This is a genomic window from Paenalicyclobacillus cellulosilyticus (assembly GCF_014647315.1).
Classification (GTDB): Bacteria; Bacillota; Bacilli; order Alicyclobacillales; family Alicyclobacillaceae; genus Alicyclobacillus_J; species Alicyclobacillus_J cellulosilyticus.
In genome coordinates, this window is record NZ_BMOY01000153.1 from 1 (window position 1) to 271 (window position 271).

The window sequence follows — 271 nt, forward strand, 5'->3', positions numbered from 1 at the left end:
GCCTTCGCGTTTCAGACGTTCAATAACGCAGAGTACTTGCGATGCAGACAAACCAAACTTCGATTTTTCACCGCCACTTGCTTGCCATTTCCCTGCACCTTGAGAGGCGAGGCGAATGCGCAAACCAAGGCGCGGTTTTACGCCCAAGCTTTTCGCTTCTTCTAGCACCAGATCCAGCTCAGAAAGCTTCTCTAGTACGATGAATACTTTGTGGCCTAGTTTTTCACCGATCAGTGCAAGACGCACATACTCACGGTCTTTGTAGCCGTTA

Annotated in this window: 1 protein-coding gene; it reads right to left on the bottom strand. The window is 49.4% G+C overall.

Features of this window, described 5'->3' with window-relative positions; genetic code table 11:
• Nucleotides 1-271 (bottom strand): hypothetical protein (locus tag IEX97_RS13840; RefSeq protein WP_229776953.1); only part of this gene is annotated, 271 nt, incomplete at both ends.